Annotated in this window: 18 protein-coding genes; 11 read left to right on the forward strand and 7 right to left on the reverse strand. The window is 72.8% G+C overall.

Annotation, left to right across the window (positions count from 1 at the left end; genetic code table 11):
* Positions 1 to 104: 104 nt before the first annotated feature.
* Genes ACT7CP_RS08255 through ACT7CP_RS08265 form a run of 3 tightly spaced genes read left to right on the forward strand, consistent with a single transcriptional unit; the run spans position 105 to position 3,607 of the window.
* The gene (locus ACT7CP_RS08255) at positions 105 to 1,592 is read left to right on the forward strand and encodes an RNA polymerase sigma factor (protein ID WP_413962995.1); all 1,488 of its coding nucleotides are present in this window, start codon (positions 105 to 107) and stop codon (positions 1,590 to 1,592) included.
* Positions 1,593 to 1,595: 3 nt separating this feature from the next.
* Entirely contained in the window at positions 1,596 to 2,876 is a 1,281-nt protein-coding gene (locus ACT7CP_RS08260) for a DUF1727 domain-containing protein (protein ID WP_445441858.1), read from the forward strand.
* Positions 2,873 to 3,607 (forward strand): type 1 glutamine amidotransferase, encoded by a 735-nt coding sequence (locus tag ACT7CP_RS08265; RefSeq protein ID WP_445441859.1) that lies wholly within the window; start codon positions 2,873 to 2,875, stop codon positions 3,605 to 3,607. Before ACT7CP_RS08260 ends, ACT7CP_RS08265 begins: the two co-directional genes overlap by 4 nt.
* A gap of 99 nt (positions 3,608 to 3,706) precedes the next feature.
* On the opposite strand, the gene ACT7CP_RS08270 is transcribed toward ACT7CP_RS08265, so the two are convergent.
* Positions 3,707 to 3,934 (reverse strand): DUF7455 domain-containing protein, encoded by a 228-nt coding sequence (locus ACT7CP_RS08270; RefSeq protein WP_307501110.1) that lies wholly within the window; start codon positions 3,932 to 3,934, stop codon positions 3,707 to 3,709.
* Between the two features lie 212 nt (positions 3,935 to 4,146).
* Between ACT7CP_RS08270 and ACT7CP_RS08275 the strand changes: the two genes are divergently transcribed.
* Positions 4,147 to 6,225, forward strand: a complete 2,079-nt coding sequence (locus ACT7CP_RS08275) for a DNA gyrase/topoisomerase IV subunit B (RefSeq protein ID WP_445441860.1) — start codon at positions 4,147 to 4,149, stop codon at positions 6,223 to 6,225.
* A gap of 68 nt (positions 6,226 to 6,293) precedes the next feature.
* Here ACT7CP_RS08275 and ACT7CP_RS08280 read toward each other — a convergent pair whose 3' ends face one another.
* Entirely contained in the window at positions 6,294 to 8,840 is a 2,547-nt protein-coding gene (locus ACT7CP_RS08280; protein ID WP_445441861.1) for a DNA gyrase/topoisomerase IV subunit A, read from the reverse strand.
* An 84-nt stretch (positions 8,841 to 8,924) separates the two neighbouring features.
* On the opposite strand from ACT7CP_RS08280, the gene ACT7CP_RS08285 reads away from it, so the two are divergent.
* Positions 8,925 to 10,064 carry an alkaline phosphatase family protein gene (locus tag ACT7CP_RS08285; RefSeq protein WP_445441862.1) on the forward strand — a complete coding sequence of 380 codons (1,140 nt, stop codon included), beginning with the start codon at positions 8,925 to 8,927 and terminating at the stop codon, positions 10,062 to 10,064.
* Positions 10,065 to 10,122: 58 nt separating this feature from the next.
* Here the strand turns inward: ACT7CP_RS08285 and sepH are convergent, their stop codons facing one another.
* A complete protein-coding gene (sepH, locus tag ACT7CP_RS08290) occupies positions 10,123 to 11,325 on the reverse strand; it encodes a septation protein SepH (protein WP_445441863.1) in 1,203 nt (400 codons plus the stop codon).
* Between the two features lie 325 nt (positions 11,326 to 11,650).
* Between sepH and ACT7CP_RS08295 the strand changes: the two genes are divergently transcribed.
* Complete coding sequence (locus ACT7CP_RS08295; RefSeq protein ID WP_012038342.1) at positions 11,651 to 11,944, forward strand: DUF4193 domain-containing protein; 294 nt, start codon at positions 11,651 to 11,653, stop codon at positions 11,942 to 11,944.
* Between the two features lie 43 nt (positions 11,945 to 11,987).
* On the opposite strand, the gene ACT7CP_RS08300 is transcribed toward ACT7CP_RS08295, so the two are convergent.
* Positions 11,988 to 12,437, reverse strand: coding sequence for a DUF3093 domain-containing protein (locus ACT7CP_RS08300; RefSeq protein ID WP_445441864.1), 450 nt, complete (start codon positions 12,435 to 12,437; stop codon positions 11,988 to 11,990).
* A 38-nt stretch (positions 12,438 to 12,475) separates the two neighbouring features.
* On the opposite strand from ACT7CP_RS08300, the gene dut reads away from it, so the two are divergent.
* The 5 genes from dut to dxs all read left to right on the forward strand — a co-directional run bounded on the left by dut (position 12,476) and on the right by dxs (position 19,495).
* Positions 12,476 to 12,946, forward strand: coding sequence for a dUTP diphosphatase (gene dut, locus ACT7CP_RS08305; RefSeq protein ID WP_413962987.1), 471 nt, complete (start codon positions 12,476 to 12,478; stop codon positions 12,944 to 12,946).
* Complete coding sequence (locus ACT7CP_RS08310) at positions 12,943 to 13,632, forward strand: DUF3710 domain-containing protein (RefSeq protein WP_413962986.1); 690 nt, start codon at positions 12,943 to 12,945, stop codon at positions 13,630 to 13,632. The genes dut and ACT7CP_RS08310 overlap by 4 nt, the downstream gene beginning before the upstream one ends.
* Before the next feature lie 2 nt (positions 13,633 to 13,634).
* Positions 13,635 to 14,420 carry a DUF3159 domain-containing protein gene (locus tag ACT7CP_RS08315; RefSeq protein ID WP_445441865.1) on the forward strand — a complete coding sequence of 262 codons (786 nt, stop codon included), beginning with the start codon at positions 13,635 to 13,637 and terminating at the stop codon, positions 14,418 to 14,420.
* A gap of 193 nt (positions 14,421 to 14,613) precedes the next feature.
* Positions 14,614 to 17,427 carry an aconitate hydratase AcnA gene (acnA, locus tag ACT7CP_RS08320; RefSeq protein ID WP_445441866.1) on the forward strand — a complete coding sequence of 938 codons (2,814 nt, stop codon included), beginning with the start codon at positions 14,614 to 14,616 and terminating at the stop codon, positions 17,425 to 17,427.
* A gap of 115 nt (positions 17,428 to 17,542) precedes the next feature.
* Entirely contained in the window at positions 17,543 to 19,495 is a 1,953-nt protein-coding gene (gene dxs / locus ACT7CP_RS08325) for a 1-deoxy-D-xylulose-5-phosphate synthase (protein ID WP_445441867.1), read from the forward strand.
* A gap of 58 nt (positions 19,496 to 19,553) precedes the next feature.
* Here dxs and ACT7CP_RS08330 read toward each other — a convergent pair whose 3' ends face one another.
* From ACT7CP_RS08330 to ACT7CP_RS08340, 3 genes are all read right to left on the reverse strand, one after another.
* Positions 19,554 to 21,683 carry a 3-hydroxyacyl-CoA dehydrogenase NAD-binding domain-containing protein gene (locus tag ACT7CP_RS08330; protein WP_445441868.1) on the reverse strand — a complete coding sequence of 710 codons (2,130 nt, stop codon included), beginning with the start codon at positions 21,681 to 21,683 and terminating at the stop codon, positions 19,554 to 19,556.
* On the reverse strand, positions 21,680 to 22,891 hold the full coding sequence (locus ACT7CP_RS08335) for a thiolase family protein (RefSeq protein ID WP_413962981.1): 1,212 nt from the start codon (positions 22,889 to 22,891) through the stop codon (positions 21,680 to 21,682). Before ACT7CP_RS08335 ends, ACT7CP_RS08330 begins: the two co-directional genes overlap by 4 nt.
* Before the next feature lie 71 nt (positions 22,892 to 22,962).
* Positions 22,963 to 24,141, reverse strand: coding sequence for a ribonuclease D (locus tag ACT7CP_RS08340; RefSeq protein WP_445443974.1), 1,179 nt, complete (start codon positions 24,139 to 24,141; stop codon positions 22,963 to 22,965).
* Positions 24,142 to 24,401: the final 260 nt, after the last annotated feature.

Consider the following 24,401-nt stretch of genomic DNA (forward strand, 5'->3'; position numbering starts at 1 on the left):
TCCTAGCAATGTCCGAAAACAACCCCGACCCACCTCCGGCAGGTCACCCCGCAGCAGCAGCGCGGAGCGCACGACCGGTCGTCGTGGGGACGAAAGGTGTTCGCATGGCCACCCCCTCCACCCCGTCCGCCACCCTGGACGCGGCCGCCGCGACCGGCACGGCCGACGACGCCGCGACGGGTGAGGCGAAGGCACCCGCGAAGCGCGCGCCCGCCCGCACCCGCGCGGCCAGCACGACCACCGCGGCGAAGACCGCGACGACGAAGCCGGCCGCCGCCAAGGCGCCGACCAAGGCAGCCGCCGCCAAGGCCGCAGCCGCCGCCGCCGAGGCGGACGCTCCCGCCGAGACGGAGGCGCCCGCGAAGGCGCCGACCGCCCGCGCCAAGGCCGCGGCCGCCAAGAAGGCCGCCGCCGCTTCCGGTGAGGCCGCCCCCGCCAAGGCACCGCGCAAGACCGCCGCCAAGAAGGCCGCGCCGGCCGACGGCGCGGGCGAGCCCACCGACGAGGACGCCGAGGAGGTCGTGGTCCCCGCCGTCGAGGACGACACCGAGGACGAGGTCGTCGAGGAGGGTGCCGCACCCAAGCCGCCCGTCGTGCTCGAGCCCCTCCCCACCGGCGCCATGGTCCTGTCGAACAAGGAGGAGGACGAGGACGTCCCCGTCTACTCCACGACCATCACGGGTGCCACCGCCGACCCGGTCAAGGACTACCTCAAGCAGATCGGCAAGGTCGCGCTGCTCAACGCCGCGGAGGAGGTCGAGCTCGCCATGCGCATCGAGGCGGGCCTCTTCGCCGAGGACAAGCTGGCGAACACGCCCGGCATCTCGCGCGAGCTCGAGCGGGAGCTCCGCTGGGTCGCGCGCGACGGCCAGCGGGCCAAGAGCCACCTGCTCGGCGCGAACCTCCGCCTGGTGGTCAGCCTCGCCAAGCGCTACACGGGTCGCGGGATGCAGTTCCTCGACCTCATCCAGGAGGGCAACCTCGGCCTCATCCGCGCGGTCGAGAAGTTCGACTACACCAAGGGCTTCAAGTTCTCCACGTACGCCACGTGGTGGATCCGCCAGGCCATCACGCGCGCCATGGCCGACCAGGCCCGCACCATCCGCATCCCCGTTCACATGGTCGAGGTCATCAACAAGCTCGCCCGCGTCCAGCGGCAGATGCTCCAGGACCTGGGCCGCGAGCCCACTCCCGAGGAGCTGTCGCGCGAGCTCGACATGACGCCCGAGAAGGTCATCGAGGTGCAGAAGTACGGCCGCGAGCCCATCTCGCTGCACACGCCCCTCGGCGAGGACGGCGACAGCGAGTTCGGCGACCTGATCGAGGACACCGAGGCGGTCGTCCCGGCCGACGCGGTGGGCTTCACGATGCTGCAGAAGCAGCTCGAGTCGCTCCTCGACTCGCTCTCCGAGCGCGAGGCGGGCGTGATCCGCATGCGCTTCGGCCTGGGCGACGGCATGCCGAAGACGCTCGACCAGATCGGCGACACGTTCGGCGTCACGCGCGAGCGGATCCGCCAGATCGAGTCGAAGACCATGGCCAAGCTCCGCCACCCGTCGCGCTCGCAGTCGCTGCGCGACTACCTCGAGTAGGCCGTGCCCCTGCGCCTCGCCGTCGCCGCCGGACGGGCCGCCCGCTGGGCCGCCCGTCTCCGCGGCGGCGGATCCGCCGTGCCCGGCGTCGTCGCCCTCCGCCTCGAGCCGCGCTTCCTCGAGCGCACGATCGCCGACCTGCCGCACGGCGTGGTCGCCGTCACGGGATCGAACGGCAAGTCGACGACCACCCACATGCTCACCGCCGTCCTCCGGGCGCACGGGCTCCGCGTGTTCACCAACCCCTCGGGCGGGAACCTCCCGCAGGGGATCGCGTCCGCGGTCCTGGCCGACGCCGACGCCTCGGGCCGCATCGAGGCCGACGTCGCCGTGCTCGAGATCGACGAGGCCTACGGCGTCGCGCTGTCCGCGCTCCTGACGCCGCGCACGGTGCTGCTCCTCAACATCCAGATCGACCAGCTCAACCGCTTCCACGAGCCCGACCGGGTCGTGGGCATGCTCGAGCGCATCGCCGCCACGGCCACGGAGGCGGTCGTCGCCAACCGCGACGACGCGCACGTCAACGCCATCGCCGCGCAGACCGCGCGGGCCGGCCGTGCCGCCGTGGACTGGTTCGGCGTGTCCGAGCAGCTCCTCGGCGACAGCAAGCACGGGCTCGCGTCCGCGCCGCGCTTCGGATCCGAGGCGCCCGACCTCGTGCAGGCGGCGGCCGAGGTCGAGGCCGTCGCGCTCACCGGGCGCGACGCCGTCTTCCGCCTCGCATCCGGCGACCTCGCCGTGAACCTGCCGTCGCGCGGTCTCCACTACGCGGTGGACGCGGCCGGCGCGCTCGCCACCGCGCGCCGCGTCCTGGGGGAGCGGTTCGACCCGGCCCTCGCCGCGCAGGGCCTCGGCTCGGTCGCGGCCGTCTACGGGCGCGGCGAGATGCTGCGCGCGGGCGACGAGGACATCGAGATCATCATGATGAAGAACCCGGCGAGCCTGCAGATGAACCTCGACGCGCTGGGCGACCCGCCGGAGCAGGTGCTGCTGGCGGTGGACGACGGCACGCCGGACCCCTCGTGGATCTACGACACCGACCTGTCGGCGCTCACCCACGCCGACGTCGTCTCCGGCACCAAGGGGTACCAGCTCGCGGTGCGCTTCGGGTACGAGGGCCTGGAGGTCGGCCGCGTCGAGCCCGACCTGCGCCGCGCCGTGCAGGCGTTCCTCGCGCTGGAGAAGCCGTCCCGCGGGGTGAAGACCATGATCGTCAACTACGAGCAGATGATGGCGATCCGCCGCATCCTCGGCTACACGGACCTCGAGGGAGGACCCGCGTGAGCGACGCCCTGCGCATCCTGCACCTCTACCCCGAGGAGCTCGGGATCAACGGCGACCGCGGCAACGTGACCGTCCTCGTCGAGCGGGCCCGCATCCGCGGCATCCGCACGGAGGTCGTGCGCCACGCGCCGGGCGACGGCCACCCGGGCGACGCCGACCTCGTGATCATCGGCTCCGGACCGCTCACGGCCCAGCGCGCCGTCCTGCCCGACCTCGTCGCGCACGCCGCGCACCTCGTCGCGCTGCAGCAGGCGGGCGTCCCGCTCCTCGCGGTGGGCGGCGGGCTGCAGCTCCTGGGGGAGTCCGTGCGGCTCGTCGACGGCGGCGAGCTCGTGGGCGCCGGCGTGCTCCCGGTCCGGACGACGCTGACGACCGAGCGCCGCGTGGGCGACCTGGTGCTGGACACGCCCGAGGGCGAGATCGTGGGCTACGAGAACCACGGGTCGACGCTCGACGTCGGCGCGCATCCTCCGCTCGGATCCGTGCGTGCCGGCTTCGGCAACGGCGGGCAGGGCGGGGGCGAGGGCGTGCGCGTCGGCGCCTCCATCGGCACCCACCTCGGCGGTCCCGTGCTCGCGCTCAACCCGCGGCTCGCGGACGAGCTGCTCGCCGCGTCGCTCGCGCGCCGCGACCGGGAGCTGCCCGCCGACATCTCGGGGACGCTCGACCGGCTCGACGGCTGGGCCCGCGAGGCGCGCGCCACCGTGATGGCGCGACCCGCGCACTACTGACGGCGCCCCCTCGGGCGACGAGGGCCCGGACATGGAAGAAGGGCGCATCCCCGCGGGGATGCGCCCTTCGCCTGTCGGCCGGAGCCGACGTGGTCCGTGCTACGCGCGCTCGTCGAGCAGGCGGCTCGACTCGTCGTGCCAGCTCGTCGCGATGGCCGACAGCTTCTCCTGGTACTTCTTGCCGTGGTGGGCGCAGAAGAGGAGCTCGGAGCTGTTGACCTCGACTCGGATGTAGGCCTGCGCCCCGCAGCTGTCGCAGCGGTCGTTGGCGGTGAGCTGGTGGTCGTCGAGCTCGTCGACGGGACGCTCGGTGGCGGTCGGTGTCATGTGATGCTCCCCTCCGGGTCGGGTCGTGGGTCGAGCCGAATGCTTCAAGTAGACCACGTGCTCCCGGGTGTCGGCTCCTCCGGAAGCCGCCGTTTCGCTCTGCGCGTAGGCGCGGGCGGGGACGGCGGGTCGGAGGGGGAGGCACCGGGTGGCGGTTAAGATCGACACCGGCTCGCGTCCGGCGATCGCCGGACGTACATGGAGGACAGCACGTGGCAGCATCCGATTATTCCGCCCGCCATCTCTCCGTCCTCGAGGGCCTCGAGGCGGTGCGCAAGCGGCCCGGGATGTACATCGGGTCGACCGACTCCCGCGGGCTCATGCACTGCCTGTGGGAGATCATCGACAACAGCGTGGACGAGGCGCTGGGCGGTCACGGCGACCGCATCGACGTCCGGCTGCACCCGGACGGCAGCGTCGAGGTGCGCGACACCGCGCGCGGCGTCCCGGTGGACATCGAGCCGAAGACGGGGCTCTCCGGCGTCGAGGTCGTGTTCACCAAGCTGCACGCCGGCGGCAAGTTCGGATCCGGTTCCTACGCCTCCTCCGGCGGGCTGCACGGCGTCGGCGCCTCCGTCGTCAACGCGCTGTCGGAGCGCCTCGACGTCGAGGTCGACCGCGACGGCCGGACGCACGCCATGAGCTTCCGCCGCGGCGAGCCGGGCATCTTCGACGATGAGGGCGAGGCGAGCCCCGACGCCCCCTTCCGCCCCTTCACCTCGGGCAGCGAACTGCGCGTCGTCGGCAAGGTGCGCAAGGGCGTCACCGGCACCCGGATCCGCTACTGGGCCGACCGGCAGATCTTCACCCGCGGCGCGTCCTTCCTCACCGAGGAGCTGCTCGGCCGCGCGCGGCAGACCGCGTTCCTCGTGCCCGGCCTCAGCATCGACATCGAGGACCTGCGCGGCGAGCAGCCCGTGCGGGAGTCGTTCCGCTTCGACGGGGGCATCGCCGAGTTCGTCGACCACCTCGCCGTCGACGCGCCCCTCACGGACACGTGGCGCCTCGAGGGATCCGGCACCTTCACGGAGACCGTCCCCGTGCTCACCGACGGCGGCGCCATGGTGCCGACCGAGCTCACGCGCACGTGCGCCGTCGACATGGCCCTCCGCTGGGGGACGGGGTACGACACGCGCTTCAAGTCGTTCGTCAACATCATCGCGACGCCCAAGGGCGGCACCCACCAGGCCGGCTTCGAGGCGGGGCTCCTCAAGTTCGTGCGCGCCCAGGTCGAGGCCAACGCCCGCAAGCTCAAGGTCGGCACGGACAAGCTGGAGAAGGACGACGTCCTCGCCGGTCTCACGGCCGTGCTCACGGTGCGCTTCCCCGAGCCGCAGTTCGAGGGGCAGACCAAGGAGGTGCTCGGCACGCCGGCCGTCCGCGCGATCGTGTCGCAGGTCGTGCAGAAGGCGATGGCGGAGCGCTTCGAGTCGACGCGCCGCGAGGACAAGGCGCAGACCGCCGTGCTCCTCGAGAAGGTCGTCGGCGAGATGAAGTCGCGCATCTCCGCGCGCACGCACAAGGAGACGCAGCGTCGGAAGAACGCGCTGGAGAGCTCGTCCCTGCCGGCGAAGCTCGTCGACTGCCGGTCGAACGACGTCGCCAACAGCGAGCTGTTCATCGTCGAGGGGGACTCCGCGCTCGGCACGGCCAAGCTGGCGCGCGACAGCGAGTACCAGGCGCTGCTGCCCATCCGCGGCAAGATCCTCAACGTGCAGAAGGCGTCCCTGCCCGACATGCTCTCGAACGCCGAGTGCGCCTCGATCATCCAGGTGCTGGGCGCCGGATCCGGCCGCACGTTCGACCTCTCGGCGGCGCGCTACGGCAAGATCATCATCATGAGCGACGCCGACGTCGACGGCGCCCACATCCGCACGCTGCTGCTCACGCTCCTCTTCCGCTACATGCGGCCGATGATCGACGAGGGACGCGTGTTCGCCGCGGTGCCGCCGCTGCACCGCGTCGTGGTGATGAACCCGGGATCGAAGCCCAACGACGTCATCTACACGTACTCCGAGCGCGAGCTCGCGGCAGTGCTGGCGCAGGCGAAGCGGCAGGGCAAGCGCTACCAGGACCCCATCCAGCGCTACAAGGGACTGGGGGAGATGGACGCCGACCAGCTGGCCACCACGACCATGGACCGTCGGAACCGCACGCTCCGCCGGGTGCGGGTCGACGACGCCGAGGCGGCCACCCGCATGTTCGAGCTGCTCATGGGCAACGACGTGGCGCCGCGCAAGGAGTTCATCATCGACGGCGCGGGCAGCGTGCGGGACCGCATCGACGTCTGACGCCCCGGGGACGGGACGACGACGGCCGCGCACCCTCGGGGTCCGCGGCCGTCGTGCGGGCGAGCCGGTCAGGTCTCGTGCGGCGCGGACCCGTCCTCGGCCGCGGACTCGACCACGCCCACGGCGGCGCTCGACGCGGCGTCCGGCGCCTCGGCGGGCGTGACCGCCTGGCCGACGCTCCCGATGCCCTTCTCGAGCGGGATCCCCGAGCCGTCGCGCTTCATGCCCGTGGGCGGCAGCTGCCGCACCTCGCCGGCGGATCCGACGGCCAGCGCCGGTCCCGGGCCGACCCAGGCGAGGGCCAGGTGGTCCTCGCCCTTGAGGTACGCGTGCGCGCGCACGCCGCCGGTGGCCCGGCCCTTGCGCGGGAAGTCACCGAACGCGGACACCTTGGCGCGGCCCGGATCCACGCCGGCGATGGTCGCGGACGACGCGGAGACCGTGACGACCTCAGCGCCCTCGGGCGCCACGGAGGAGAAGAACAGGACGCGGGCCCCCGCGCCGAGGTTGACCCCGGCGACGCCGCCCGCCTGCACGCCCTGCGGCCGCACCGAGACCGCGGGGAAGTGCAGCAGCTGCGCCTCGCTCGTGACGAAGACCAGCTCGTCCGTCTCGGCGCCCTGGCGCGCGCCGACGACCTCGTCGCCCTTCTTCAGCGCGATGACCTCGAACTCCGGCTTCGCGGGCAGCGCCGACGGCGCCACGCGCTTGACGACGCCCTGGCGCGTGCCGAGCGCGATGGCCTCCTCGGTGCCGAGCGCGACGAGCGCGACGACGCGCTCCTTCCTGTCGGTCAGGCCGAGGTAGTCGCGGATCCGGACGCCCGCGCCCAGCTGCACGCTCGCGACGGGCACGACGGGCAGGTCGACGGGCGTCATCGTGACGAGGCGCCCGGTGTTCGTGATGGCGCCGATCCGGGTGCGGCTCGTGGTCTCGATGGCCGTGAGGACGGCGTCGTGCGCGCTGCGCCGAACGGTCTGCAGGGGAGTGCCCGGCGCGTCGGTCGGCAGGTCGACGCGCACGGCGCGGCCCGTGGTCGACAGGAGAACCCGGCAGGGCACGTCCGCGATCTCGAGCACCGGCGCGGAGCGGCGGCTCGCGGCCCCGGCGACGCTCGGCGCCGCCTCGGTGAGGAGCGTCCGACGCGGCGTGCCGAAGCGGTCGGCGACCTCCTGCAGCTCGCTCGACACCAGGGCGCGGAGCCGGCGCGGGTCCGCGAGGATCGCCTCGAGCTCCGCGATCTCGGCCTGCAGCCGGTCGCGCTCCTCCTCCAGCTCGATGCGGCTGAAGCGCGTGAGGCGGCGGAGGCGGAGCTCCAGGATGTAGTCGGCCTGCAGCGTCGAGAGGTCGAACACGTCCATGAGCCGCGCACGCGCCTGCTCGGTGTCGTCGCTGCCGCGGATGACCTGGATGACCTCGTCGATGTCGAGGATCGCGATGAGGAGGCCGAGCACCAGGTGCAGCCGCTCCTGCCGCCGGGCGAGCCGGTAGCGCGTGCGTCGCGTGACCACGTCGAGCCGGTGCGCCACGTAGACCTGCAGGAGCTCCCGGAGGCCCAGGGTCTGCGGGCTCCCCTCGACGAGGGCGACGTTGTTGATGCTGAAGCCGTCCTCGAGCGGCGTGTAGCGGTACAGCTGCTCGAGCACCGCCTCCGGGTTGAAGCCCGTCTTGATCTCGATGACGAGCCGCAGGCCGTGGGTGCGGTCGGTGAGGTCGATCACGTTCGTGATCCCCGACAGCTTCTTGCTCTGCACCCCGTCCTTGATCTTCTCGATGACCTTCTCGGGCCCGACGAGGTACGGCAGCTCGGTGACCACGAGCCCCGACTTCCGCGGCGTGAGGCTCTCGACGGAGACGCGCGCGCGCGTCTTGAAGCTGCCGCGGCCCGTCAGGTACGCGTCCTTGACGCCCGAGAGACCGATGATCGTGCCGCCCGTGGGCAGGTCGGGTCCGGGGACGAACGCCATCAGGTCGTCGAGGGTCGCGTCGGGGTGGTCGATGAGGTGGCGCGCGGCGCCGACGACCTCGATGAGGTTGTGCGGCACCATGTTCGTCGCCATGCCCACCGCGATGCCGCTCGCGCCGTTGACGAGCAGGTTCGGGAACGCGGCGGGCAGCACGGCCGGCTGCATGAAGGCGTTGTCGTAGTTCGGCACGAAGTCGACGACGTCCTCGTCGAGGCCCTCGACCATCGCGAGGGCGGACGCCGCGAGCCGCGCCTCCGTGTACCGGGGCGCGGCGGGCCCGTCGTCGAGCGACCCGAAGTTGCCGTGCCCGTCGATGAGCGGCACGCGGAGCGTGAACGGCTGGGCCATGCGGACCATGGCGTCGTAGATGGCGGAGTCGCCGTGCGGGTGGAGCTTCCCCATCACCTCGCCCGTGACGCGCGCGGACTTCACGTGCCCGCGGTCGGGACGCAGGCCCATCTCGCTCATCTGGTAGAGGATGCGGCGCTGCACGGGCTTCAGCCCGTCGCGCGCGTCGGGCAGGGCCCGGGAGTAGATGACCGAGTAGGCGTACTCGAGGAACGAGTTCTCCATCTCGGTGGAGACGTCGACGTCCTCGATCCGCTCGGCGGGCTCGTCGGGCGTGGTGTTCGTGGTGGAGGGACTCATGGACTCTCTGGGTCGGGATCGGCGCTGCGTCGATCGGCGTCGTGACGCGGATGCGCGCCGGGCTGCTGTGGCAGACTGGGCCGGATGGCCCCCATGCTACCGGCGCCCGGATCCGGCCGGATGAGCCTCACCGCGGTGATGCCGGGTTGCCTCGCCGCCCTCGCGGGGGAGGAGTCGGAGGCCGGCCTCCCGCCCGTCGACCGCGCGGTCGTGGTCCTCGTCGACGGCCTCGGATCCGCAGCCCTCCGCGCCCGCGCCGGCCACGCCCGCCACCTCGTGCAGGGCTGGCGGAAGAAGGACGTCGTCGACGTCGGCTTCCCCACGACGACCGCCGCGAGCATCACCTCGCTCACGACCGGCGTGCGCGCCGGCGAGCACGGCCTCGTCGGCTACAGCGCCCTCGATCCCGCGCACGACCGCGTCCTCAAGCTCCTCTCCGGCTGGGACGCGCGCAGCGTGCCCGAGGAGTGGCAGCCCGTGCCGACGGCGTTCGAGCGCGCGACCGCCGCGGGTGTCCCCGCCTTCGTCGTGGGCGCGGCGCGCTACGCCGGGTCCGGCTTCTCGCGCGCCGCGCTCCGAGGTGCCGCCTTCGTCGCGGCCGAGTCCATCGCGGACCGCTTCGCCACGACGCGCGCCCTGCTCGACCGGACCCCCCGCGCGCTCGTCTACCTCTACGTCCCGGAGCTCGACCAGGCCGCGCACGCGCACGGCTGGCAGTCGGACCGGTGGCTGCGCGGCCTCGAGGAGCTCGACGCGGCCGCCGGTCCGTTCCTCGACCGGCTCGGCCCGCGCGAGGGCGCGCTCATCACGGCAGACCACGGCATCGTCGACGTGCCCGCCGAGTCGCAGGTGCTGTTCGACCGGGTGCCCGAGCTGGTCGCGGGCGTCCGCCACGTCGCGGGGGAGCCGCGCTGCCTGCACCTGCACCTGGAGCCGGGCACGGACGCCGACGCGCTCGCCGACGCCTGGCGCGCGTCCGAGGGCACGCGAGCCCACGTGGCCACGCGCGCGGAGGCGATCGCCGCCGACTGGTACGGGCCGCTGCGACCCGGCGTCGCCGAGCGCATCGGCGACGTGGTGGTCGCGACCCGCGCCCTCATCGCCTACTACGACGGGCGGCCGCGGGACCAGGGCGCCCGGCGCATGATCGGCCAGCACGGGTCCTTCTCCGACGAGGAGCGCCTGGTTCCGCTCATCCGCGCCGGCGCGTTCGCGCGGGCCTGACCCGGGCGCCCGCGCGGACCCGGGCGGTGGCGCCGTCCCGGGCGGCCGCCCGACGGGCTCAGGCCAGGTGGTCGTCGTCGCTGCGCGCGCCGAACACGATCTCGTCCCAGCTGGGCATCGCGGTGCGTCCGCGACGACCGGAGGGCTTGCCGGATCCGCGGCCCTCACCGGACGCCGGCGTGCGCAGGCCCTCGTCCTCCGCGTCGGCGCCCGCGCGGTCCCGGCCCGTGTCGATGCGGCCGATCCCGGGGATCACCGCGGAGCGCAGCGGGGGCACCGAGCGCTGGCCGCCGCGCGGGCGGGACAGCGGCTCGTCGCGCCGGGCGGCAGGAGCGGGCGCGGGCGCCGGGGCCTCCTCGACGGCGTCGTCCCCCTCGTCGTCGCGCGGCCCGGACTCCCGCTCGCCGCGCCGACGACGCAGCGCCTCCAGCAGGTCGGCCGTCTCGTTCAGCTCGACCTGCGCGACGCGCGCCGGCTGCTGCGTGCCCGCGGGGTGGTTGCCCTGGCGGCCGAGGTGCGAGACGGACGCGCCCTCGTCGCGGCGCGGGGCCTCCCACTGCTGGGGGGCGGTGTCCTGGGTGGCGGATGCGGAGGGCTCGGGCAGGCGGAACGCCCCGCTGTCGAAGCGCGTCACGCCGTCCTCCTGGTGCGTGTCCACGGCCTCGGGCGGCAGGGCCCGGAGGCGGGGGATGAGGGCGCCGCGGATCTCGCCCTGCTGCGAGAGCGTGATGGCCTCGTTGTTGGCGGGGGAGAGCGCGTGCTTCTTGGCGTCGTAGGACCAGCGGGCGTCGTGGTCGATCTCCTCGGACGTGAACGCGACCTTCACGACCCAGCCGCCCAGCTGCTCCTTCCAGCTGCTCCAGCGCACGTCGGCGGCGCCGAGCGACTCGAGGCGGTCCTCGATCACCTGGCCGAAGAGCGTGCCCTGGCCCATGGGGTCGACCTCGATGGCCGTGTGCACGGGCACCTTCATCGCGCTGCGCACGACGTGCTCGCGCTCGGCGACGACCGGCCCCTCGAACTTGCGGACGTACTCGACGGACGCGCCGGTCTCCCGGGCCACGTCCTCGGCGCTCATGCCCTGGCGGATGAACGACTGGATGATGCGCGGCGCGGCCTTGCGCGTGGTCGCGGCCCCGTCGGACTGGCGACGCAGCGCCTGGCGGAAGGAGTCGTCCATGACGAGGCGGTGCCGCTCACCTCCCGCGGTCTCGACGACGAGGGCGCCGTCCTCGACTCCGACGATCTTCAGATCCTGCATGTGTTCCACGCCTCTCGCGCTCACTGGACGATTCACGATGACACGAGTCGGCCCCTCTTCCGGGGAATACGCGTGGCGCGCCGCGACTTGCATGGGACGAGAGCGCCGGGAGGCGGGATCACCGCCCCGGACGGCGCTCAGTTAGTGCGCGAACGGTGTACCGTGTGAGTCCGCGTCCGCGGCCCGGCGACGGGCCTGCTCCCCGCATCCAAACCGCCGATCAGGGGCCCCGCGAGGGGTCCTCCGACGGTTTGCTATCCGGATGCGATTCATGCAAACTGTGCCCGCCGATTCCGTTCGGCGGTTATTCGAGAAGTGGACAGGAATGGCAACTGATTACGACGCCCCGCGCAAGACGGAGGACGACTCCGACTCGATCGAGGCTCTCAAGGAGCGCGTCCCGGACCGCATGTCCGGGGTCGTGGACGTCGACGATGCCGACAACCCCGGGAGCTTCGACCTCGCCGGAGCCGACCTCTCCGACCTCGAGCTCGAGACGGTGGTGCTCCCGCCGCAGGCCGACGAGTTCACCTGCGTCAGCTGCTTCCTCGTGAAGCACCGCTCGCAGATCGACCACCAGGAGAAGCTCGGCCCCATCTGCCAGGAGTGCGCCGCCTAGCGACGCCGGGCCACCAGCAGGAGGGATGTCCCTCCACCGAACGTCATGATCGCCGCGATCCTCGGATCGCGGCGATCAGTCGTTCCGGGGTCCGGGTGGAGAGGAGCCAGTAGGGAGCCGGGTCCGCCGCGTCGAGGAGCGGCACCCGCACCACCGGATCCACCCAGCCGCGGATCACGAGGTACGCCCGCGCGTGCAGCCGGGTGCCGCGCTCCGCGGTGGCCTCCGCGGCCCGGAAGCCCTCGGGCTCGCCCAGCTGGTCGACGTCGATGGTCGCGCGTCCCGCCCGCAGCCGCCCGTCGACCACCTCGATCACCGGGCTCGTGAGCACCAGGGTCGCGACCACGCCCGCGTAGAGCACGATCGCGACGACCACCCCGGCGAGGACGCTGATGGGGAGGAACACGAGCAGGCTCGCGGGGATGACGAGGGCGGTGGCGACGAAGAGCCAGGGAGCCGGCCACAGCCGCTCCCTGTAGGGGGACGCATGCATGCGCCTATTCGATCAGATTCCTGCACTAGCCTCGGACCGTGCCCGATCCCGTCGACGTCCTCATCGCGGGCGACGCCCCGATCCCGGCCTACGCGCATCCCGGCGACGCCGGCGCGGACCTCGTGAGCGCGGAGTCCCTCCGCCTCGAGCCCGGTCAGCGCGCGACCGTGGGGACCGGCGTGTCGATCGCCCTCCCGGACGGCTACGCCGCCTTCGTCCTCCCGCGCAGCGGCCTCGCCGCGCGCCACGGGATCACGATCGTCAACGCCCCCGGGACCGTCGACGCGGGCTACCGCGGCGAGATCCGGGTCACGCTCCTCAACACCGACGCCGACGCCCCGTACGATGTCGCGGTCGGCGACCGCATCGCGCAGGTCGTCGTCATGCCGGTCAGCCGGGTGCGCTTCGTGCCCGTCGAGAAGCTGCCCGGGAGCCACCGCGGCTCGGGGGGCTTCGGCTCCACGGGCACCGGCGCCCTCCCCGTCCGAGACACAGGAGACCGAACATGACCGACGAGAACGCGAACCAGCCGGACGACGCCGTCGCGGACGACGCCGAGCACGTCCTGGACGCCAAGTCCGCCCCCGACGACCGCGCCGACGAGGGTCCGCTCGACGAGACCGAGGCGAACCCGGTCCGCCCCTACGTCGACCTCGGCGGGATCAAGATCCTGCCCCGCGAGGGCCTGCACCTCCGCCTCGAGGTGGCGGAGGGCACGCAGCAGGTCGTCGCGGTCGGCCTCGACTTCGCGGACTCCAGCCTGCAGGTGCAGCCGTTCGCGGCGCCCCGGTCGAGCGGGCTGTGGCACGAGATCCGCACGACCATCGGCGAGCAGATCCAGAGGCAGGGCGGCACCACCCGCCTGGCCGACGGCCCGTTCGGTCCCGAGCTCCACGCCGTCATCCCGGTCGTGCAGCAGCCCGGCCAGCCGGCGGCGAGCACCCGCGAGGCGCGCTTCATCGGCGTCGACGGCCCGCGCTGGTTCCTGCGCGGCGTCATCACCGGCCGCGCCGTCGCCGATCCCGAGGCCGCCGCCGCCGTCGAGGACCTGTTCCGCAGCGTCGTCGTGGTCCGCGGATCCTCCCCGATGCCCCCGCGCGACCTCATCCCCCTGAAGATGCCGGCCGCTCAGGTCGGCACCACCCCGGGCGCGGCTCCCGCCGGCGAGAGCCCGGCCCCCGCGCTGGGCTCCTGAGCGTGACGGGGGAGGGCCCGACCGGGCGCGATCCCGCGGGTGACCGGGCCGCCGAGGACGCGACGCCCGTCGATCCCGAGGCCCGCACGCCCGCGCCCGGCGAGGCGCTCGGCGCGAGCATGGCGCAGGCCGCCGAGCGCGCGGGCCTCGGCCAGGCGGCCCGGGGCGAGACGATGACCGCCTCCGCCCTCCTCACCGCCATGGGCGGCGCGCGCGGCGTGCTCGAGGCCATCGTGCCCGGGCTCCTCTTCCTCGTCGCCTTCACGATCACGCGCGACGTCGTGCTCTCGGTCGCGGTGCCGGTCGCGGTCGCCGTCGCGGCCGTCGTGGCCCGGCTGGTCCAGCGCTCCGCCGTGGCACCCGCGGTGGGCGGGCTCGTCGGCATCGTCATCTCGGCCCTCCTGGCGCTGCGCTCCGGGGAGGGACGCGACTTCTACGCGCTCGGCCTCTGGACGAACGGCGCGTACTTCGCGGTGCTGCTCGTCTCGGTCGTGGTCGGCTGGCCGCTCGTCGGGGTGGCCGTGGGCTTCCTCATGGGCGACGGCACGGCGTGGCGGCAGGACCGCCGGAAGGCCCGGGCGCTCCGCCTCCTCACGCTCGTGTGGGTCGGCTTCTTCGCGCTGCGGCTCGCGGTGCAGCTCCCGCTCTACCTCGCGGACTCGATCGACGCGCTCGGCGTCGCCCGCCTCGTGATGGGGACGCCGCTCTACGGCGTGCTCCTCGTGCTGTCGTGGTTGTTCGTCCGTGCCGTGTACGCGAAGGACCCCGCGAGCCCGACGGCCGCCTGACCCGCGCGCCGCGGGCTGCCCATGTCCCGCGGTGCTAGATTCATCTCGACGTCGAGATACATCGGCGCCGTCCCGCCCCGCGTCGGCGTGCCCGATCAGGGTCGCCTTACTGGACCCGGCCGCGGCGGGCGACCAAGATCGGATGACGGGCGGAATCGAGTTCCGCGCCCATCCAGCGAGGGAAGAGGGCCACGTGTCTGCAATCAACAGCTTCGGCGCGAAGGACACACTCCGCGTCGGGGACACCGACTACGAGATCTACCGCATCGACACCGTGGCGGGCCACGAGCGTCTCCCGTTCAGCCTCAAGGTGCTGCTGGAGAACCTGCTCCGCACGGAGGACGGCAAGAACGTCACCGGCAGCCAGATCAGCGCCCTCGGCGACTGGGCGCCCGAGGCCGAGCCCGACACCGAGATCCAGTTCACGCCCGCGCGCGTCGTGATGCAGGACTTCACCGGCGTGCCCTGCATCGTCGACCTCGCGACCATGCGCGAGGCGGTCGGGGAGCTCGGCGGCGACCCCACGAAGATCAACCCGCTCGCGCCCGCCGAGCTCGTCATCGACCACTCGGTCATCGCCGACCTCTTCGGCTCCGAGGACGCGCTCGAGCGCAACGTCGACATCGAGTACGAGCGCAACGGCGAGCGGTACCAGTTCCTCCGCTGGGGCCAGACGGCGTTCGAGGACTTCAAGGTCGTCCCGCCCGGCACCGGCATCGTCCACCAGGTCAACATCGAGCACCTCGCCCGCGTCACCATGACGCGCGAGGTGGGCGGCGTGCTCCAGGCCTACCCCGACACCTGCGTCGGCACCGACTCGCACACCACCATGGTCAACGGCCTCGGCGTCCTCGGCTGGGGCGTCGGCGGCATCGAGGCGGAGGCGGCCATGCTCGGCCAGCCGGTCTCGATGCTCATCCCCAAGGTCGTCGGCTTCAAGCTCTCGGGCGAGATCCCCACGGGCGTCACCGCGACCGACGTGGTGCTCACCATCACGCAGATGCTCCGCAAGCACGGCGTCGTCGGCAAGTTCGTCGAGTTCTACGGGACCGGCGTCGGCGCCGTCCCGCTCGCCAACCGCGCCACCATCGGCAACATGAGCCCCGAGTTCGGCTCGACCGCCGCCGTGTTCCCCATCGACGACGTCACCCTCGAGTACCTGCGCCTCACCGGCCGCAGCGAGGAACAGGTCGCGCTCGTCGAGGCGTACGCGAAGGAGCAGGGGCTCTGGCACGACGCCGACGTGGAGCCCGCCTTCAGCGAGTACCTGGAGCTCGACCTCTCCACGGTCGTCCCCTCCATCGCCGGCCCGAAGCGCCCGCAGGACCGCATCGAGCTGACCGACGCGAAGTCGCAGTTCGAGCGCGACCTCAACGACTACGCGCAGACCGACCACGACATCGTCGACCTCGCGAGCGCGATGAGCTTCCCCGCGTCCGACCCGGGCGAGCTGCAGCCCGAGGACGAGCACTCCATGCACGCGACGCACCACGCGTCGCAGAGCCCGACGTCGGTCACGAAGCCCACGCGCGTGACGCTCGAGGACGGGCGGGACTTCACGCTCGACCACGGCGCCGTCGCCATCGCGGCCATCACGTCCTGCACGAACACGTCCAACCCGTCGGTCATGCTCGCGGCCGGGCTCCTCGCCCGCAACGCCAGCAAGAAGGGCCTGAAGGCCAAGCCGTGGGTGAAGACGACGCTCGCGCCCGGGTCCAAGGTCGTCACCGACTACTACGAGAAGTCCGGCCTCACGACGTACCTCGAGGACCTCGGCTTCTACACGGTCGGCTACGGCTGCACCACCTGCATCGGCAACTCCGGCCCGCTGCTCGACGAGATCTCCACCGCGGTCCAGGACAACGACCTCGCCGTGACGGCCGTCCTCTCGGGCAACCGCAACTTCGAGGGCCGCATCAACCCCGACGTGAAGATGAACTACCTCGCGAGCCCGCCGCTGGTCATCGCGTACGCGCTGGCCGGGTCGATGAACTTCGACTTCGACACCGACGCGCTCGGCACGGACCCCGACGGCAACGACGTGTTCCTCAAGGACATCTGGCCCGACGCCGACGAGGTCCAGTCGACCATCGACAGCTCCATCGACACGGGCATGTTCACGCACCAGTACGCCGGCGTCTTCGACGGCGACGAGCGCTGGCGCTCGCTCCCCACGCCCACGGGCGCGACGTTCGAGTGGGACGCGGAGTCCACCTACGTCCGGAAGCCCCCGTACTTCGAGGGCATGACGATGGAGACCACGCCGGTCTCGGACATCGCCGGCGCGCGCGTCCTCGCGAAGCTCGGCGACTCGGTCACGACCGACCACATCAGTCCCGCCGGATCCATCAAGGCGGACAGCCCCGCGGGCCACTACCTCGAGGAGCACGGCGTCGGGCGGAAGGACTACAACTCCTACGGCTCGCGTCGCGGCAACCACGAGGTCATGATCCGCGGCACGTTCGCGAACATCCGCCTCCGCAACCAGCTGCTGGACGGCGTCGAGGGCGGCTACACCCGCGACTTCACGCAGCCCGAGGGCCCGCAGTCGTTCATCTACGACGCGGCGCAGAACTACCAGGCGGCGGGCACCCCGCTCGTCATCCTCGGCGGCAAGGAGTACGGCTCCGGCTCGTCGCGCGACTGGGCGGCCAAGGGCACGAGCCTGCTGGGCGTCAAGGCGGTCATCACCGAGAGCTTCGAGCGCATCCACCGCTCGAACCTCATCGGCATGGGCGTCGTCCCGCTGCAGTTCCCCGCGGGCGAGACCTGGGACACGCTCGGGCTCGACGGCACCGAGGAGATCAGCATCACGGGCCTCGAGGAGCTGAACTCGGGCACCACGCCGCGCACCGTGCGCGTCGTCGCGGCGCCCACCTCCGACTCGCCCGCGGGCAAGGAGACGGTGGAGTTCGACGCGGTCGTCCGCATCGACACCCCCGGCGAGGCGGACTACTACCGCAACGGCGGCATCCTGCAGTACGTGCTGCGCAGCCTGGTCGCGTAACAGGAGGCTGAGGAGGCCGGGCGGCGACGCCCGGCCTCCTTCGTGCATGCAGGGCCCTGCGTACACTCGATGAGGCGGACGTCGCGACATGGCGTCCGATGGGAAGGCGGTCAGCATGGGAATCCTCGAGACGATCACGGGACCCCGGGACCTCGATCGGCTGAGCCCCGAGCAGATGCTCGAGCTCGCCGCGGAGATCCGGCAGTTCCTCGTCGCGGAGGTCTCCAAGACGGGCGGCCACCTCGGGCCGAACCTCGGCGTCGTCGAGACGACGCTCGCGATCCACCGGGTGTTCGACTCGCCCAAGGACCCCATCGTCTTCGACACCGGCCACCAGTCCTACGTCCACAAGCTCCTCACGGGCCGCCAGGACTTCTCCCGGCTGCGCGAGTCCGGCGGCCTCGCCGGGTACCCGCAGCGCGCGGAGTCCGAGCACGACATCGTCGAGAGCTCGCACGCATCGAGCTCGCTCAGCTGGGCCGACGGCATCTCGCGCGCCTTCGGGATCACGGGGCAGACCGACCGCCACGTGGTCGCGGTGGTCGGCGACGGCGCCCTCACCGGCGGCATGACGTGGGAGGCGCTCAACAACATCTCCGACGACAACACGCGGAAGCTCATCATCGTCGTCAACGACAACGGCCGCTCCTACGCGCCGACCATCGGCGGCATGGCCCGGTTCCTCAACACCGTGCGCACGCGCCGCACCTACCGCGGGCTCTACGAGACGAGCCAGCGCGTCTTCGCCGTCTTCGGGGCACCCGGCGACAGCCTCTACCGCGGCCTCCGCGGGGGGCTGCACGGGTTCCTCACCCGCGTGACGGACAACGAGGCGCTGTACTCGAACCTCGACATCAAGTACCTCGGCCCCATCGACGGGCACGACCAGGCGGCCATGGAGGAGGCGCTCCGGCAGGCGCGCGACTACGGCGCACCCGTCATCGTGCACGCCATCACGGAGAAGGGGCGCGGCTACGAGCCCGCCCGCCGCGACGTGGCCGACCAGTTCCACGCGGTGGGGCAGATCGACCCCGAGACGGGCGAGCCGATCGATCCCTCGCAGGCCGTGAGCTGGACCAGCGTGTTCGCCGACGAGATCCTCGCCCTCGCCGACGAGGACCCGCGCATCGTCGGGATCACCGCCGCCATGCTCCGTCCCGTGGGCCTCCACCGCTTCGCCGAGAAGCACCCCGACCGCGTGCACGACGTCGGCATCGCGGAGCAGCACGCCGTCACGAGCGCCGCCGGCCTCGCCTACGGCGGCCTGCACCCCGTCGTCGCGCTCTACGCCACCTTCGTCAACCGCGCGTTCGACCAGGTGCTCATGGACGTGGCGCTGCACCGCGCGGGCGTGACCTTCGTGCTCGACCGCGCGGGCGTCACCGGCCCCGACGGTCCCAGCCACCACGGCATGTGGGATCTCGCGCTGCTGCAGATCGTGCCGCACATCCGCCTCAGCGCCCCGCGTGACGCCACGCGGCTCCGCGAGGAGCTGGGCGAGGCCGTGAAGGTCGACGACGGGCCCACCGTGGTGCGCTTCTCCAAGGGCAGCGTCGGCGACGAGATCGAGGCGATCCGCCGGCTCCCCGACGGCGTGGACGTGCTGCACGAGTCGACGTCCGAGGACGTGCTCATCGTCACCGTCGGGCCCATGGCGAAGATGGGCATCGAGGTCGCCGAGCGCCTCGCCGCGCAGGGCATCGGCGCCACCGTGGTCGACCCGCGCTGGGTCGTCCCCGTGCCGCGGAGCGTCGTCGAGCTCGGGCGCAGCCACCGGCTCGTGGTCACCATCGAGGACGGCGTCGTGGTCGGCGGCATCGGCACGCGGATCCGCCAGGACCTCCGCGAGGCCGGCATCGACACGGGCGTGACCGAGCTGGGCCTCCCGGACGAGTTCCTCGACCACGGCACCCGTTCGGAGATCCTCGAGCGCGTGGGGCTCACGCCGCAGCACATCGCGCGCGACGTCGTCGCGCAGGTGCTCGGCAGCCGCGTGCCCGCCGCCCGGCCGCTGCCCGAGGACGGGGAGCGCGTGTCCATCGCCCACGAGGACGACGAGCAGGCCTGACCGTCCGCGCACGCGAGAGGGCCCGGCCGATGCGGCCGGGCCCTCTCGCGTGCGGTCCCTACGCCACGCCGCGGATGGGCGGGTGGTGGAACGTGTCGCCGAACGCCCGCTCGCTCGCCCCGACGCGGTCGAGGTACGGCGTGAGGCCGCCCATCTGGAACGGGTAGCCGGCGCCGAGGATGAGGCACAGGTCGATGTCCTCGGCCGCGTGCACCACGTCGTCGTCGAGCATGCGGTGCACCTCGTCGGCGAGCCCGGTCTCCACGCGCGCGCGGATCTCCTCGGCCGTCATGGGCGAGTCGCCGCCCTTCACGATGCGCACGGCCTCCTTGTCGAAGCCCGTCGGCCGTCCCTTGGCGTCCCGCGCGTAGATGCGACCGAGCTCGGCGAGCCGGTGCAGGTTGGGGCTCTCGAAGAAGCGGTCCGGGAAGGCGGCGTGGTGCGTGTCGAGCACGTGCGCGCCGACCTTGAGGCCCACCAGCTCGAGCAGCTCGAACGGCGTCATCGGCAGGCCGAACGGCGCGAGCGACCGGTCGACGACCTCGAACGGCGTGCCCGTGTCCACCGCGTGCATGGCCTCGCCGAGCACCTTGGCGAGGATCCGGTTCACCACGAAGCCCGGGGTGTCCCGGGTGATGACCGCGTTCTTCTTGAGCTTCCGCGCCACCTGCATGGCCGTCGAGAGCGTCTCGTCGGTCGTCTGCGGGGTGCGCACGACCTCGATGAGCGGCATGACGGCCACCGGGTTGAAGAAGTGGAAGCCGACGACCCGCTCGGGGTGCGCCAGGCGCTCCGCGATCCGCTCGACCGAGAGGCTCGACGTGTTGGTGGCGAGGATCGCCGTCTCGGACACGTGCTGCTCGATCTCGGCGAACACGGCCTGCTTCACGCCCAGCTCCTCGAACACGGCCTCGATGACCCAGTCCGCGTCGGCGAAGTCGGCCTTGTCGGTCGTGCCCGTGACGAGCGCCGTGAGCCGATTCGCCTCGTCGGGGGAGATGCGCCCCTTCTCGGCGAGCTTCCGGATCTCGCTGTGGATGCCCGCGACGCCCGCGTCCACCCGCGCCTGGTCGAGGTCGGTGATGACCACGGGCACCTGCAGGCGACGGACGAACAGCAGCGCGAACTGCGACGCCATGAGACCGGCGCCGACGACGCCGACCTTGGTGATCGGCCGGGCGAGCTCCTTGTCGGGGGCTCCCGCGGGTCGCTTGGCGCGCTTCTGCACGAGGTCGAACGCGTAGATGCTGGCCCGGAACTGGTCGCCCGAGATGAGGTCCGCGAGGGCCTCGTCCTCAGCGGCGAAGCCCTCCTCGCGGGTGCTCCGCTTGGCGGCCTGCAGCAGGTCGAGGGCGCGGTACGGCGACTGCGCGACCGTGCCGATGCGCTGCTCGAGCGACCTCCGCGCGATGCCGATCGCGACGTCCCACTTGGCGATGCGCTCGAGGCGCCCGGGCGCGTTCGGCCGCTTCACCTCGACGGCGCCCGAGAGGACGCCGTCGGCCCAGCGGATCGACTGCTCGAGGAACGACGCCGACGGGAAGGACGCGTCGGCGATGCCGAGCTCCATCACGTCCGCCGCCTTCAGGGTGCGGTTGTTCTTCAGCGGGTTCTCGATGATCACCTTGAGGGCGTTCTCGATCCCGATCAAGTTCGGGAGCAGCCACGCGCCGCCCCACCCGGGGATGATGCCGAGGAAGACCTCGGGCAGCGCCACGGCCGGCACGGAGGCGTCGACCGTGCGGTAGTCGGAGTTCAGGCCGATCTCGAGCCCGCCGCCGAGCGCGAGCCCGTTGATGAACGTGAACGACGGCACGCCGAGGCGGTGCAGCCGGCCGAGGGTGTCGTGCCCGAGCTGCGCCATCTGGCGCCCGACCTCGCGGCTCGGGATCTCGCCGACCTTGCTGAGGTCGGCGCCCGCGGCGAGGATGAACGGCTTCCCGGTGAGGGCGACGCCGCGGATCTCCCCGGCGTCGGCACGGGCGGCCAGGCCGTCGAGCGCGTCCGCGAGCTCGAGGAGCGTGGCCGGGCCGAGGGTCGACGGGCGCGTGTGGTCACGGCCGTTGTCGAGCGTGACGAGCGCCAGCACGCCACCCGAGGGCAGCGGCACGTCGCGGACGTGCGAGTGCGTGACGACCTCGTCGGGATCGAGCGCCACGAGCTCCCGGAAGCGGCTGGTGTCGGTCACTTGTTCCTCTTCTTCCTCTTGCCGGTGAAGTGCGGGTTCTCCCAGATGACGCTGCCGCCCTGGCCGAGGCCCACGCACATCGCCGTGAGGCCGTAGCGGACCTCGGGGTGCTGCGCGAACTGGCGCGCGAGCTGGTTCATCAGCCGGACGCCGCTCGAGGCCAGCGGGTGGCCGACGGCGATGGCGCCGCCGTACTCGTTGACGCGCGGGTCGGCGTCGTCGATGCCGAAGTGGTCGAGGAGGCTGAGGACCTGGATCGCGAACGCCTCGTTGAGCTCGAAGAGGCCGATGTCCTCGATCGTGAGGCCGGCCTTCCGAAGCGCCTTCTCGGTGCTCGGGACCGGGCCGATGCCCATGATCTCGGGCTCGACGCCCGCGAACGCGAACGACACCAGGGTCATCTTGGGCGCGAGGCCCAGCTCCTTCACCGCGTCGCCGCTCGCGAGCAGGGCGGCGGTGGCGCCGTCGTTGAGGCCCGACGAGTTGCCGGCCGTGACGCGGCCGTGCGGGCGGAACGGGGTGCGGAGGCCGGCGAGGCCCTCGAGCGTCGTCTCCGGGCGCATCGCCTCGTCGCGGGTCGCGAGGCCCCAGCCCTCCTCGGACCGGGTGGCGACGGGGACGAGGTCCGGCTGGATGTGGCCGGCGGCGTACGCGAGCGCGGTCTTCTGCTGGCTGGCGAGCGCGTAGCGGTCGGCGCGCTCGCGGGTGAGGCCCGGGAAGCGGTCGTGGATGCGTTCGGCGGTGCGGCCCATGTTGAGGGCGTCCTCGCTCACGAGGCGCTCCGCGAGGAAGCGCGGGTTCGGGTCCGCGTCGAAGCCCATCGGGTGGCGTCCCATGTGCTCGACGCCGCCCGCGATCGCGAGGTCGTAGGCGCCGAACGCGATGCCGCCCGCGGTCGCGGTGACGCTCGTCATGGCGCCCGCGCACATGCGGTCGATCGCGAAGCCGGGGACGGAGCGGGGGAGCCCCGCGAGGAGCGCGGCGGTGCGGCCGAGGGTGAGGCCCTGGTCACCCGTCTGCGTGGTGGCCGCGATGGCGACCTCGTCGATCCGGTCCTTCGGCACCTGCGGGTTCCGCTCCAGCAGCCCGATCATGGCCTTGACGACGAGGTCGTCGGCCCGGGTCCGCCAGTACATGCCCTTCTCGCCCGCTCGTCCGAACGGGGTGCGGACCCCGTCCACGAAATGGACTTCGGCTCTCTCGACCACTGACGCCTCCTCGCATCGATTTCCCCCACCCTAGGGAGAGGCCGATGGGGCGCCGAATCCGTTGACTGTTCCTACGAGGCCCCGTCGTCGGTCGCGTCGTCGGCTTGGTCCGCATCCACAAAGGCCGCGGCCACCGGAGCGGCCGTCGCCTCGATCTGCCAGGGGCGGGCGCCCCACGACGCGAGCGCCGCGGCGACGGCCTCGGGCGCGAGGTCGGCGGGCGGCGTCCACGCGACGCGGCGCAGGACCTCGGGGGTGAGCAGGTTCTCCTGGGGCACGGCCATGGAGGTGGCGACCTCCTGGACGGCGACGCGGGCGCGCTTCAGGCGGCGGTCGGCGGCGGGGTCCCTGTCGGCCCACGCCTTGGCCGGCGGCATGGTCTCGCCCGTGCCGCGCAGCTGCGGGAACTCCGTGGCGGCGAGTCCGCGCTCGACGGCGGCCCACCAGCGGTCGATCTCGCTGCGGCTCGCCCGTCCCGAGAACTCGCGGACCGCGGCCAGGTCGCGCTTGGTCTGCGGCAGGACGCGGGCGACCGCGACGAGCGAGCCGTCGGGGACGAGGCGACCGGGGCTCGTGTCGACCTCGCGCGCGTAGGCGTCACGGGCCTCCCACAGCTCCTTGGCGACGGCGAGGTTGCGGCCGCCGCGGACCCCGTGCAGGCCGCTGAGGCGACGCCACGGCTCGACGCGGGCGGGCTTCGCCTCCTTCGCGATGGTGGCGGCGAACTCCTGCTCCGCGATGGCGGTCTTGCCCTGCTCCTCGAGCCGCCGGGCGATCTCGTCGCGCACGTCGACGAGGAGCTCCACGTCGAGGGCGGCGTAGACGAGCCAGGCGCGGGGGAGCGGGCGGGTCGACCAGTCGGCGGCGGAGTGCTCCTTCGCCAGGTGGATCCCGAGCAGCTCCTCCACCACGGTGCCGAGGCCGACGCGCGGCAGCCCGAGCAGGCGCGACGCGAGCTCGGTGTCGAAGATCCGCTGCGGGTCGAGGCCCACCTCGCGGAGGCACGCGAGGTCCTGGCTCGCCGCGTGCAGCACCCACTCCACGTCGCGGATGACCGCGTCGAGCTCGGAGAAGTCGCCCACGGCGGGCGGATCGAAGAGGAAGGTGCCGGCGCCGCGGCGGAACACCTGGATCAGGTAGGCGCGCTGGCTGTAGCGGAACCCGGAGGCGCGCTCGGCGTCGACGGCGATGGGGCCCGTGCCGGCCGCGATGGCCTCGACCGCGCGGAGGTAGTCCTCGCGCGTGTCGATGACGCCGAGGTCGCCCGTGGCCGTGACCTCGCGGAGGGGCGCCCGGGTGGGGGCGTCGGCGTCGGCCGGCTGCTCCGCGGATGGCCCGGCGGGCTCGGAGGCGGGGGAGGACCGGCGTCCGGATCGCGAGGACCCGCGGCGACCGCCCTCGGGGGCGGGAGCCTCGGGGGCGGTGCCGGGGTCGGCGTCGGCACGGTCGGCTTGCGCTGCGGGAGCGGCCGCCTCGGCGGCCGGATCCCGGCGGGTCCGGGTCCGGGTGC

The sequence above is a fragment of the Clavibacter rahimiani genome, assembly GCF_052654495.1.

Excerpts from the sequence above, each read along its gene's own strand:
- ACT7CP_RS08255 (WP_413962995.1), top strand. The coding sequence starts at position 105 with ATGGCCACCCCCTCCACCCCGTCCGCCACCCTGGACGCGGCCGCCGCG.
- ACT7CP_RS08270 (WP_307501110.1), bottom strand. The coding sequence starts at position 3,934 with ATGACACCGACCGCCACCGAGCGTCCCGTCGACGAGCTCGACGACCAC.
- ACT7CP_RS08280 (WP_445441861.1), bottom strand. The coding sequence starts at position 8,840 with ATGAGTCCCTCCACCACGAACACCACGCCCGACGAGCCCGCCGAGCGG.
- ACT7CP_RS08285 (WP_445441862.1), top strand. The coding sequence starts at position 8,925 with ATGGCCCCCATGCTACCGGCGCCCGGATCCGGCCGGATGAGCCTCACC.
- sepH (WP_445441863.1), bottom strand. The coding sequence starts at position 11,325 with ATGCAGGATCTGAAGATCGTCGGAGTCGAGGACGGCGCCCTCGTCGTC.
- ACT7CP_RS08295 (WP_012038342.1), top strand. The coding sequence starts at position 11,651 with ATGGCAACTGATTACGACGCCCCGCGCAAGACGGAGGACGACTCCGAC.
- ACT7CP_RS08300 (WP_445441864.1), bottom strand. The coding sequence starts at position 12,437 with ATGCATGCGTCCCCCTACAGGGAGCGGCTGTGGCCGGCTCCCTGGCTC.
- ACT7CP_RS08310 (WP_413962986.1), top strand. The coding sequence starts at position 12,943 with ATGACCGACGAGAACGCGAACCAGCCGGACGACGCCGTCGCGGACGAC.
- dxs (WP_445441867.1), top strand. The coding sequence starts at position 17,543 with ATGGGAATCCTCGAGACGATCACGGGACCCCGGGACCTCGATCGGCTG.